We start from the raw sequence: 12,290 nt of genomic DNA, 5'->3' as shown, positions 1-12,290 counted from the left end.
ATTATTTTACAATAATCTTTTTATACTCATTAGTTACTTTTACAATGTAAACTCCTTTTGGTAAGTTATTTAGACGAATTTTAGTGCGATTTTTCACCTTATCTATTGTTTGCACTATACGGCCATTTACATCGAAAATTTGAAGAGAAGTTTCAGCAGATAATCCGTCTACAAAAATTTCATTTTGCAAAACTGGATTCGGATATATAACAATCGAACTTGTTGCAGAGACTTCGTTATTTGTTCCTAATTTCGAGTAGCATGTCCAAGATAAGTTATCGAAAGATACACGATTATTCGTCTTATTATCCACCAACTCGATTACGATATCACCTTCAACATTGATGTCTGATATGGTATGTGTTTTAGGATTTTTCGAATAAGGAATTTGTCCTTTTTCTTCCCCATTGATCAATAAGGTATACGTACCTTCTGAATCGTTGAAGGGCAAATAAGTTTTTACTGATAAAGATCCAATTCCACCAGAAATTTTAGATGAAGTTAGCGAACCTTTGCGCATGCAAATTGCTTTGTTATCAACCCCATCAATATAAATCTGACTATCGGTACGGGCGTTGGTTGCTGTCCAGACAATTCCGTTATTACTCCATGTGCGGTCGCTATAGCTAGAAGCTGGTGGTGTACTACCGGTAGATACTACATTAGAAAAATCTTCGAATCCACAAGAAGTTTCATTATTATTTCCTCCGCCATTGATTTCGTTTGTTTTTGCCTGAATAGTTTGGCTATTTTCTGATTTGTTCCCGGCTGCATCTTTTGCGATAACATAAAAAGAATAAGTGCGTCCGGCTTCTAATCCAGTAATTTTGGCTTCGGTAGAGTAAACAGTAAGCCTATAATTACCGTCCACATACACTTCGTAATGATTTACTGCAACATTATCAACAGAAGCATCCCAGGTAAGTGAAATACTATTTTCTTGCGTATCGGTAACCTTCAGGTTTGTCGGTGCAGTCGGCGATTCGGTATCAGTAGAAGTATTTCCGCCATTCAAAGTGTCTGGCCAAGTATTTTGAGCATCTGGCCCACCCCAAATCACTGTTGCCAAATATGGATTATCGATAAATGGATTTCTGTTCCCTTGTGTTTGAGCAACAATGTTATTGCGTTGAATTTCGAAATCAGAGACAGGATCCTCTACATTCCATTTTAATAGAATATCAGGAAAATCATCAGAATATGTTGCAGGAGCAAAAGTAATGTTCAAGGGCAAAGCACGTTTATCGTAACGTACATACATATACATCAATATTCTCGCAACATCACCTTTCCATTCATCACCAGGGAACCATCCTCCACGTGGAGTTTTGTAGGCCATGCTACCTTGCCCATCGTCAAAAGATAAATTTCCTCTCGTACTGTTCAACTTAGGATCTGCCGGACGCAAATGATGTCCGTCTGCTCCTGGTCCCGTTGTCCCTAAATTGGGTGTACCTTTCGATTTTGCATACACGTGTTCACGATTCCAAGATCCTCCAATAGCTCTACTTCTTTGATGTTCCCCATGGCTTTTAGATCCGTATATTAACAATAAATTAGAAGAGTTGTGAGGATCCACATCACTAATTTTTAGAAGATCTTTCAATTCACTATAGCTAATTACTTTCGTATGCGTGTTTGTAATTAGTGAAGCAAGATTATTTTTCAGTTCGTTTTTGGTCTTATTAAAATCTACAGAATTATAATAAGTAGGAGCACTTTGGCCATACAATAAAAAAGCAAAAGCACTTGCAAGAATAGAAATTTTAAACTTCATATAAACATTTTATTAATTGTCTTTATTACTCCAATCAATTGGTTATCAAGACATATTTCGGTTGGATAATTGAAAAACTGCAGTGAGATTTCTTCATCAAACCAGAAATAGATCGTATCTTGAGATAAATAAACTTTAGTTGAAATAAAGTTGAAAGTAAAGGCATTTTTCAATTGAAAAGAAACCTGTTGTGTTAATAATTTTTTATTATTTTCATCAATCGATAATCGATTTTTCGGAATGCAAAAAAAAGAAGTTCTCAACCCTGGATGATTTTTTCCTTGCCCTACAAAAAGTCTATTTTCGACAAAATCGAATCCAATAACATACATCGGTAACTGAAAACCACCAGAGGTTAATTGCTTTCGCTGACCGTATTGATAATTCTCTAAACCTTCGTGCTCTCCTACCAAAATCCCATCAAAAAGAGAATAGTTTCTTTTCTCGCAATTCCATTTTATTGTTTCTATTTCAGTATCAAAGCTTGGAAATTCTTTCGTATAAAGCTTCGAATTTGCCGGAATTTCGACTATTTGTCCCTTTTTTCGAGTCATTCCCATTCGTATTTCAATAAATAATTTATTCTCAAAAAGCCGACAAAGATAATTACTTTCTGCTGTGTCTATGTTAGCTAAGTATTAAGAATAAAAAAAAATACACTTACTCGAAACAGTTATATGATCCTGTTTATTCTTCTACCTAATTGCAAAAAATATGCTATTAAACCTATGTTAAAACATATACTAGAACAAATAAAAAGAGCAAAAACATTTGTATATTTCCAAAAGAAAAATTAAAAAATTATGCTAGGAAAAGAACGCGTTGAGTTAGAGGATTTTAAATTTTTTAGGCCTTTAGAAATTCGTTGGAATGATTTAGATCCTATCGGACACGTGAATAATGTTTATTATATAGAGTACTTTCAGATTGGTCGAGGAAGCTATATGACCGAAATTTCACAAAAATGGGATTGGAGCAAACATATGTTTGTAATCGCAAAAATCTCTTGTAACTATTTACGAGAAATTCGCATGACTGCCAAAAATGTCCGCCTTGGGATGAGAACCTGTAATATCGGCACAAAAAGTTTTGATTTTCAATATATTATCATTAGTGACAATGAAGAAACTGGACAGCCGATCATCCATGCAGTTGGATATTCTACCCAAGTTTTGATTGATACGATGGCCAATAAATCAATCGAAATTCCTTCTTGGTTACGCACCAATATGATCGAATACGAACCTGCTTTGCTATAAAATTTTCGGAGTAAATAAATAAAGTTTTTATTATCTTAACTAGTAGAATTTACATCCTGCTAAAAATGAAAGAATTAATCCTTTTTAGACATGGTAAAAGTCGTTGGGACGAGCAAGTAGAAGATCACCATCGATCAATAAATGATCGTGGTATAGAACGGACCACTGCAGTTGCACAATATCTACAGATCCATCAAGATTTAAACGATTATACACTCTACAGCAGCACTGCAAAACGAGCAAAACAAACAGCCGAAATTTCGGCTTCGATATGGTCTAAGAAAGAAATTATTTATGATGAAAAACTATACACTTTCTCCACCTCAGAACTAGTCAAGTGGATAAAAACAATACCCACCCAAAACAAAATAATACTCTTTGGTCATAATCCCTGTTTCACCCATTTTATCAATACATTTACCGACGATTATTTGGATAATTTATGGACCTCGGGAGTAGCTATTATGCAGTTTGAGCAAGTTGAATGGTCGAAATTAAGAAAAGGAAAGTTGAAACACCTTGTTAATCCTAAAGAAATTTTAATATGATAAAATATATCAACCGAGAATTAAGTTGGCTACGCTTCAATGCGCGAGTTTTGCAAGAAGCTGCTGATCCTACTGTACCACTTTTAGAGCGCATCCGTTTTTTAGGTATTTATTCTAATAACTTAGATGAGTTTTATTCTGTGCGTTATTCGGCTATTTTACGTTCTATAGAACTAAAAAATGTAGAGAAAGTATACAAAAATATCTGCGAACAACAAACCGATGAAGAACTAATCGAAGAGATTAATAAAACCGTAAGCGAACAACGAATTTTATATGATGAATTATATGAAGTTTTGCTCGAAAAGCTAAAGGAAGAAAAAATTCATGTGGTCGATCATCTTAATATTCCAAAAGAATTAATCGGTTTTATGAAAGATATTTTTTATCGAGATTTCGATCATACAATTGGCGTAATGATTTTGGACGATTACCTGAAAGCACCACAATTGCGCGATGGAAACTTTTATTTAGCAGTGAAAATGATGATCAAAGGACAACCTAAATATGCGATTGTTTCTGTGCCTACGAATTTGTTTTCGCGTTTCATTCTTCTGCCAAAATTTGATGACAATCAGTATGTTATATTTATTGAAGATATAATTCGTTATCATTTGAATGATATTTTCAAGATTTTTGATTTTGATGAGATCGAAGCGCATTCTATCAAAATTACCCGAGATTCTGAGTTGGATATCGATAACGATCTGGAACATACCATCTTAGAGAAAATTTCTATCGGACTCGAAGGTCGTAAAAAAGGTGAACCAGTTCGCATGGTTTATGACCGAGAAATTGCAGATGATACGTTGAATTATATCCTAAAGAAATTAAATTTAGATGAATTTGACAGTATCAATCCAGGAGGGAAATACCATAACAAAAGTGATTTGATGAAATTCCCGACCTTTGGTAGAAAGGATCTCACCTACCCTAAAATTACACCAATCCAACAAAAGAAAGCCTTTGCAGAAAAATCATTTTTCAGATATTTTAGTAAAAATGATCATTTGATGTATGCACCGTATCATGATTACTCGTTGTTTCTGAAGTTTTTACGCGAAGCTGCAATAGATCCGAAAGTTAAAAAAATAAAAATCACCATCTATCGTGTCGCCAAAGATTCTCAAGTACTGAATTCGCTGATCAATGCAGCAATCAATGGAAAAGATGTTACCACTGTTCTAGAATTGCGAGCACGATTTGATGAAGCCAATAATGTCAATTGGTCGAAACGTCTACAAGATGCAGGCGTGCATGTTATTTTTGGTGTGCCTGGTCTCAAAGTACACTCGAAAATTGGTTATATAGAACGTGAAGCTGAGGAAGGCCTATCGCAAAAATATGCATTCATCAGTACTGGGAACTTCCATGCAGGGACAGCAAAAGTATATACGGATTATACATTTTTCACTTCTAAACCAGAAATTACGAATGAAATAGAAGGTTTATTCAATTTTTTCGGTGCAAATTACCTTTCACATTCGTACAAAAAGCTAATGGTTTCTCCATTTCAGACTAGAAAAAGATTGGTGAAGTTCATTAAACGAGAAATCAAAAATAAACAAAAAGGCTTACCAGCAGGGATAAATCTTAAACTAAATAGTCTTAGCGATAAAAATATAATCGATTTACTTTATGAAGCTTCAAGCAAAGGCGTTCCGGTAAGATTAGTTGTACGTGGAATTCATTGTTTGATTCCACAAGAAAAAGATTTATCAGATAAAATTCATAGCATCAGCGTCGTCGATAAATTTTTAGAACATCCACGTGTCTATTGGTTTTGCAACGGAGGAGAAAATTCGGTCTATATTTCATCGGCCGATATCATGGAGCGTAATTTAGATTTTAGAATAGAGGTTGCATGCCCAATAGAAGATCCAAAACTAAAACAAATAGTCATGGATACATTCGATCTTAGTTTTACTGACAATGTAAAGGCTCGTATACACGATAAAACAACAAGTTTAACCTATCAAATAAATGATTTACCTCATAATCGTTCTCAATTTACGATTTACGATTATTTACAACAATTAGAAGAAGGAGATGAAAATTAGAAAACTTGCCGCGATAGATATTGGATCTAACGCCATACGATTATTGATAAATTATATATACGAACAACCCGATAAAGACCCTGTTTTCAATAAAACAAGTTTAGTTCGGATGCCAATTCGGTTAGGGCATGATGTGTTTACCGAAAGTGAAATTTCGCAAGAAAATATAGACCGTATGATTGATGCAATGAAATCGTATGCCCTAATGATGAAAGTTTACGGAATAGAAGACTACAAAGCTTGTGCTACATCGGCTATGCGCGAAGCCAAAAATGGGAAAAAAATATTGCGCACAATAGAAAAAAAAACCGGTATATGTGTAGAAATTATTGATGGTAAAACCGAAGCTGAAATGCTCTTTTCAGCCGGATTAAATCAATTTTTACAACAAGACAAAGCCTTTCTATATGTAGATGTGGGTGGTGGATCTAGTGAATTAACATACCTAAAAAACAACAAAGTTATCACATCTAGATCATTTGAAGTAGGAACTGTACGACTATTAGAACATCGCGAGAAGAAAAATGTATTTCCAGAAATGCAACAGTGGATACAAGATACCATCAAAGAAGAAAGTATAGAGCTTATCGGTGCAGGAGGAAATATCAATCACGTGTACAAATATTCGGGTGTAAAACTGGGGACGCCTATGAGTGTTCTCTATACAAATCGGCATCACAAAAACCTATTAAAACTTACCCCCGAAGAACGAATGCAAACATATAACATGAAACCCGATCGTGCTGATGTCGTGGTCTATGCATTAGAAATCTATAATAAAGTTGCCAAATGGTCACATGCTAAAAGAATACATGTTCCGAAAATTGGTTTATCCGACGGTATTATTCGAAGCCTATACAAAGAAATTAACTAATAATATAATCATAAAAAAAAATTATTTAGTTCTTATTGATTGATTTTCGTAGTATCCTATTCTATATGTAGACAGTTATTGTATCAAGAATAAAACATAATACAACGAATATGAGTAGTCTGATTTTAATGTTAAAAATACCTCGATAAATAAGAAAATTAACAAGACCACAACTAGAAAATCATTGTCAACTGGCAATGATTTTTTGTTTCGTATAGATTAAGATTTCAGTAGGATGAAGTAGAAAAGATAGTTCTTGAGTTAAAACCTACAAGCTGATGCATAGATTCATCGGATAATACATTCATTGATGGAGGTAGGGGATATTACACAATAAGTAATAAGTTAAGTTAAAAACAAAAAAATCCTTACCCAATAAAAGGATAAGGATTCTGTAATAAAAACTGGCGACGACCTACTCTCCCGCATTAGCAGTACCATCGGCGCATGCAGGCTTAACTTCTCTGTTCGGAATGGGAAGAGGTGAGCCCTGCAGCTATAATCACCCAAATATTGTTTGATATACTGAAAATTTTTAAACAATAGAGATAATCAATAAAAATATATTGTGTATTAACGCTTAAGATTAACAAAGACAACCAATTAGTTGTGTATAACTTAATAAAAAGTCTATGGGTAATTAGTACTACTCGACTTTGACATCGCTGCCTTTACATCTGTAGCCTATCAACGTGGTAGTCTTCCACGACCCTTTAAAGAAGTCTTATCTTGCGGCGAGTTTCGCACTTATATGCTTTCAGTGCTTATCTCATCCAAACGTAGCTACTCAGCAGTGCACCGGGCGGTACAACTGATACACCAGAGGTTTGTTCAACACGGTCCTCTCGTACTAGAGTCAAGTCCGCTCAAACTTCTAACGATCACAACAGATAGAGACCGAACTGTCTCACGACGTTCTGAACCCAGCTCGCGTGCCACTTTAATGGGCGAACAGCCCAACCCTTGGGACCTTCTCCAGCCCCAGGATGTGACGAGCCGACATCGAGGTGCCGAACCTCCCCGTCGATGTGAGCTCTTGGGGGAGACTAGCCTGTTATCCCCGGAGTACCTTTTATCCTTTGAGCGATGGCCCTTCCATACGGAACCACCGGATCACTATGTCCTGCTTTCGCACCTGATCGACTTGTTGGTCTCACAGTCAAGCACCCTTATGCCATTACACTCTACGCACGGTTACCAAGCGTGCTGAGGGTACCTTTGAAAGCCTCCGTTACGCTTTTGGAGGCGACCACCCCAGTCAAACTACCCACCACGCAATGTCCTCCTAAAAGGAGTTAGGCTTCAGATAAATAAAGGGTGGTATTTCAACAACGACTCCTTAACACCTGGCGATGCTAATTCATAGTCTCCCACCTATCCTACACATTATTTACCCAAAGTCAATACGAAGCTATAGTAAAGGTTCACAGGGTCTTTTCGTCCCGTTGCGATTAACCGGCATCTTCACCGATACTACAATTTCACCGAGCTCGTGGTTGAGACAGTGCCCAGATCGTTACACCATTCGTGCAGGTCGGAACTTACCCGACAAGGAATTTCGCTACCTTAGGACCGTTATAGTTACGGCCGCCGTTTACTGGGGCTTCAGTCAATTGCTTCGGTTACCCTAACAACCTTCCTTAACCTTCCAGCACCGGGCAGGTGTCAAGCCTTATACGTCATCTTTCGATTTTGCAAAGCTCTGTGTTTTTGATAAACAGTCGCCTGGGCCTTTTTACTGAGGCTCCGCCGGAGCGGAGCGACCTTTCTCCCGAAGTTACAGGTCGATTTTGCCTAGTTCCTTAACCACGACTCACTCGAGCGCCTGAGGATACTCTCCTCGATCACCTGTGTCGGTTTACGGTACGGGCTGCGTCTCTCGCTATTTCTTGGAACAAAATTCTTAGGATTATCACGCCAGCCGAAGCCTTTGTGTACTATCCCTACTTTACGTAGGTTCAACGTACTATTCCGTCAGTACGCACCTAATACATTCATCCGTCACTTTTATTGAGAGCAGGTACGGGAATATTAACCCGTTTGCCATCCACTTCCCCTTATGGGTACATGTTAGGACCCGACTAACCCTAAGCTGATTAGCATAGCTTAGGAATCCTTGATCTTACGGCGAATCAGTTTCTCACTGATTTTATCGTTACTCATGCCTACATTTTCTTTTCTATAAGCTCCACAAATCTTTACAAAATTGCTTCAGCGCCGATAGAATGCTCCCCTACCACTACATAATAATATGTAATCCATAGCTTCGGTAGTATGCTTATGCCCGATTATTATCCATGCCGGATCGCTCGACTAGTGAGCTGTTACGCACTCGTTAAATGAATAGCTGCTTCCAAGCTAACATCCTAGCTGTCTGGGCAATCCAACCGCGTTTTATCAACTTAGCATACATTTGGGGACCTTAGCTGATGGTCTGGGTTCTTTCCCTCTCAGACATGGACCTTAGCACCCATGCCCTCACTGCTTAGAAACATATATTAGCATTCGGAGTTTATCAGGAATTGGTAGGCGGTGAAGCCCCCGCATCCAATCAGTAGCTCTACCTCTAATATACTTAACTAAACGCTGCACCTAAATGCATTTCGGGGAGTACGAGCTATTTCCCAGTTTGATTGGCCTTTCACCCCTACCCACAGGTCATCCCAAGATTTTTCAACATCAACGGGTTCGGTCCTCCACTTTGTGTTACCAAAGCTTCAACCTGCCCATGGGTAGATCACAAGGTTTCGCGTCTAATACCTCTGACTATACGCCCTATTAAGACTCGCTTTCGCTACGGCTGCGCACCTGAAGTGCTTAACCTTGCCAGAAACATTAACTCGTAGGCTCATTATGCAAAAGGCACGCCGTCACCATAAATAGGCTCCGACCGCTTGTAGGCGTACGGTTTCAGGTTCTATTTCAACTATCTTCTCGATATACTTTTCACCTTTCCTTCACAGTACTAGTTCACTATCGGTCTCTCAGGAGTATTTAGCCTTGGAGGATGGTCCCCCCATATTCAAACAGGATTGCACGTGTCCCGCCTTACTCGATATCAATTATATAAGCCTTTCACGTACAGGACTATCACCTTCTACGGTTAACCTTTCCAGGTTATTCTGTTAAACTTATATAATCTTATGGGCTAATCCGCGTTCGCTCGCCACTACTGACGGAATCTCAATTGATTTCTTTTCCTATGGGTACTTAGATGTTTCAGTTCCCCACGTTCGCCCCTAATTAATAGGTGTCAGGCCTTCAACCTGACGGGTTGCCCCATTCGGAAATCTGCGGATCGAATCGTATGTGCCAATACCCGCAGCTTATCGCAGCTTATCACGTCCTTCATCGCCTCTGAGAGCCTAGGCATCCGCCGTACGCCCTTTGTAACTTTTTTTCTCAAGTGGCCTTCTATAAAATTTTAAATATTAATGAATAATTCATAATAAATTGATTATAAAAAACCTGTAGTACACAACTAATTGTCGTGCTTGTTAATCTTACTCGTTAATTATTTTTTCGATTTATCGTTTTATCGTCTTCTATATGCTTACTATATTTAAATCATTTAAATAATAATTAATTATAGTAATTATTCCAGTATGTCAATGAACTTCTTCTATATCTTGATAGTAAATAACAAGATCTATAGTGGAGAATATCGGAGTCGAACCGATGACCTCCTGCGTGCAAGGCAGGCGCTCTAGCCAGCTGAGCTAATTCCCCTCTTTTTAAGTGTTAACCTCGTAGTCTCAGGCAGACTCGAACTGCCGACCTCTACATTATCAGTGTAGCGCTCTAACCAGCTGAGCTATGAGACTCTTTCTAAACTCTAAAAAGAGCGGTCTTGTTTTATATATACATCCAACATAAATATAAAATATACAAATAAAGAAAAAAAACCAAGCAACAAATAGGTTGTTACGTAACTAACACATCGTATATACTCTAAATATGAGATGTTCCAGCCGCACCTTCCGGTACGGCTACCTTGTTACGACTTAGCCCTAGTTACCAGTTTTACCCTAGGTAGCTCCTGTTACGGTCACCAACTTCAGGTACCCCCAGCTTCCATGGCTTGACGGGCGGTGTGTACAAGGCCCGGGAACGTATTCACCGCATCATGGCTGATATGCGATTACTAGCGATTCCAGCTTCATAGAGTCGAGTTGCAGACTCCAATCCGAACTGAGACCGGCTTTAGAGATTCGCATCCAGTCACCTGGTAGCTGCCCTCTGTACCAGCCATTGTAGCACGTGTGTAGCCCAAGACGTAAGGGCCGTGATGACTTGACGTCGTCCCCACCTTCCTCGCGGCTTACGCCGGCAGTCTCATTTAGAGTCCCCGTCTTTAAACGCTGGCAACTAATGATAAGGGTTGCGCTCGTTGCAGGACTTAACCTAACACCTCACGGCACGAGCTGACGACAGCCATGCAGCACCTTGCATTCTGTCCGAAGAAAAATCTATTTCTAAATCTGTCATTATGCATTTAAGCCTTGGTAAGGTTCCTCGCGTATCATCGAATTAAACCACATGCTCCACCGCTTGTGCGGGCCCCCGTCAATTCCTTTGAGTTTCAATCTTGCGATCGTACCTCCCCAGGTGGGATACTTATTACTTCGCTTAACCACTGAGCCCGAAAACCCAACAGCAAGTATCCATCGTTTACGGCGTGGACTACCAGGGTATCTAATCCTGTTCGCTCCCCACGCTTTCGTCCATCAGCGTCAATATAGACTTAGTAACCTGCCTTCGCAATTGGTATTCTGCGTAATATCTATGCATTTCACCGCTACACTACACATTCTAGCTACTTCAAACTAATTCTAGATCAACAGTATCAATGGCAGTTCTATCGTTAAGCGATAGGATTTCACCACTGACTTATTGATCCGCCTACGGACCCTTTAAACCCAATAAATCCGGATAACGCTCGCACCCTCCGTATTACCGCGGCTGCTGGCACGGAGTTAGCCGGTGCTTATTCATATGCTACCTTCAACTATCCAGCTCGTGAATAGGTTTATTCACATATAAAAGCAGTTTACAACCCATAAGGCCGTCATCCTGCACGCGGGATGGCTGGATCAGGCGCTAACCCATTGTCCAATATTCCTCACTGCTGCCTCCCGTAGGAGTCTGGGCCGTGTCTCAGTCCCAGTGTGGGGGATCTCCCTCTCAGGACCCCTAAAGATCATCGACTTGGTGAGCCGTTACCTCACCAACTATCTAATCTTACGCATGTCTATCTTATAGCGATAAATCTTTCAAAACTAAATGATGCCACCTAGCTTTATATACGGTATTAATCCGAATTTCTCCGGGCTATCCCATTCTATAAGGCAAGTTACATACGCGATACTCACCCGTACGCCGCTCTCAATTATCCGAAGATAATCTACCGCTCGGCTTGCATGTGTTAGGCCTCCCGCTAGCGTTCATCCTGAGCCAGGATCAAACTCTCCATTGTAATATAAATTTCTTTATACGATACTGAAAAGCTACTCCAACTCTAATTGACGTTTGCTTGGCTTTATTTTTCCTTCTTGTTATATTATGTCAAATGAACTCCTCAGTTGTTACGCATCACAAAAAAAATACCTTATTTTTCGTAAGCGAGTGCAAAGATAAGAATTAAATTTAATCTAACAAAAGTTTTTGAAACTTTTTTCGAAACACTCCCAGAAGCATAAAACTCCTTCGACTTAATTCCTATATCCGCGTTTTCAAAAAACCCTTACACAACTACTCTTCTCGTGTATTGGG

6 protein-coding genes, 2 tRNA genes and 3 rRNA genes are annotated in these 12,290 nt (G+C 38.9%); 4 read left to right on the top strand and 7 right to left on the bottom strand.

The window, feature by feature from the left end; genetic code table 11:
- Window position 1: 1 nt before the first annotated feature.
- Both WEEVI_RS09940 and WEEVI_RS09935 read right to left on the bottom strand, forming a co-directional pair.
- Window positions 2-1,777: an endonuclease gene (locus WEEVI_RS09940; protein ID WP_013599004.1), complete on the bottom strand. Its 1,776-nt coding sequence runs from the start codon at window positions 1,775-1,777 to the stop codon at window positions 2-4.
- Window positions 1,774-2,331 carry a tRNA methyl transferase PRC-barrel domain-containing protein gene (locus WEEVI_RS09935; protein WP_169308972.1) on the bottom strand — a complete coding sequence of 186 codons (558 nt, stop codon included), beginning with the start codon at window positions 2,329-2,331 and terminating at the stop codon, window positions 1,774-1,776. Before WEEVI_RS09935 ends, WEEVI_RS09940 begins: the two co-directional genes overlap by 4 nt.
- Before the next feature lie 249 nt (window positions 2,332-2,580).
- Between WEEVI_RS09935 and WEEVI_RS09930 the strand changes: the two genes are divergently transcribed.
- From WEEVI_RS09930 to WEEVI_RS09915, 4 genes are all read left to right on the top strand, one after another.
- Window positions 2,581-3,036 carry an acyl-CoA thioesterase gene (locus tag WEEVI_RS09930; RefSeq protein WP_013599003.1) on the top strand — a complete coding sequence of 152 codons (456 nt, stop codon included), beginning with the start codon at window positions 2,581-2,583 and terminating at the stop codon, window positions 3,034-3,036.
- 65 nt (window positions 3,037-3,101) lie between these two features.
- Window positions 3,102-3,584 (top strand): SixA phosphatase family protein, encoded by a 483-nt coding sequence (locus WEEVI_RS09925; protein WP_013599002.1) that lies wholly within the window; start codon window positions 3,102-3,104, stop codon window positions 3,582-3,584.
- Window positions 3,581-5,644, top strand: a complete 2,064-nt coding sequence (gene ppk1, locus WEEVI_RS09920) for a polyphosphate kinase 1 (RefSeq protein WP_013599001.1) — start codon at window positions 3,581-3,583, stop codon at window positions 5,642-5,644. Before WEEVI_RS09925 ends, ppk1 begins: the two co-directional genes overlap by 4 nt.
- Window positions 5,634-6,518: a Ppx/GppA phosphatase family protein gene (locus tag WEEVI_RS09915; protein ID WP_013599000.1), complete on the top strand. Its 885-nt coding sequence runs from the start codon at window positions 5,634-5,636 to the stop codon at window positions 6,516-6,518. The genes ppk1 and WEEVI_RS09915 overlap by 11 nt, the downstream gene beginning before the upstream one ends.
- A gap of 402 nt (window positions 6,519-6,920) precedes the next feature.
- On the opposite strand, the gene rrf is transcribed toward WEEVI_RS09915, so the two are convergent.
- The 5 genes from rrf to WEEVI_RS09890 form a co-directional block, all read right to left on the bottom strand.
- A 5S ribosomal RNA gene (gene rrf / locus WEEVI_RS09910) occupies window positions 6,921-7,028 on the bottom strand.
- 110 nt (window positions 7,029-7,138) lie between these two features.
- Window positions 7,139-9,918 (bottom strand): 23S ribosomal RNA (locus WEEVI_RS09905).
- Window positions 9,919-10,173: 255 nt separating this feature from the next.
- A tRNA-Ala gene (locus WEEVI_RS09900) sits at window positions 10,174-10,247 on the bottom strand.
- Between the two features lie 21 nt (window positions 10,248-10,268).
- Window positions 10,269-10,342 (bottom strand) — tRNA-Ile (locus WEEVI_RS09895).
- 131 nt (window positions 10,343-10,473) lie between these two features.
- Window positions 10,474-11,994 (bottom strand): 16S ribosomal RNA (locus WEEVI_RS09890).
- The 16S, 23S and 5S rRNA genes sit together here with 2 tRNA genes alongside, the layout of an rRNA operon.
- Between the last annotated feature and the right edge of the window lie 296 nt (window positions 11,995-12,290).

The sequence above is a fragment of the Weeksella virosa DSM 16922 genome (assembly GCF_000189415.1).
GTDB lineage: Bacteria > Bacteroidota > Bacteroidia > Flavobacteriales > Weeksellaceae > Weeksella > Weeksella virosa.
The sequence above is the reverse complement of the archived record's forward strand: the minus strand, read 5'-3'. Positions and strand labels throughout refer to the sequence as shown.

Bases quoted from the DNA above. Each gene is read 5' to 3' on its own strand.
- WEEVI_RS09940 (WP_013599004.1), bottom strand. From the start codon at position 1,777: ATGAAGTTTAAAATTTCTATTCTTGCAAGTGCTTTTGCTTTTTTATTG.
- WEEVI_RS09935 (WP_169308972.1), bottom strand. From the start codon at position 2,331: ATGACTCGAAAAAAGGGACAAATAGTCGAAATTCCGGCAAATTCGAAG.
- WEEVI_RS09930 (WP_013599003.1), top strand. From the start codon at position 2,581: ATGCTAGGAAAAGAACGCGTTGAGTTAGAGGATTTTAAATTTTTTAGG.
- WEEVI_RS09925 (WP_013599002.1), top strand. From the start codon at position 3,102: ATGAAAGAATTAATCCTTTTTAGACATGGTAAAAGTCGTTGGGACGAG.
- ppk1 (WP_013599001.1), top strand. From the start codon at position 3,581: ATGATAAAATATATCAACCGAGAATTAAGTTGGCTACGCTTCAATGCG.
- WEEVI_RS09915 (WP_013599000.1), top strand. From the start codon at position 5,634: ATGAAAATTAGAAAACTTGCCGCGATAGATATTGGATCTAACGCCATA.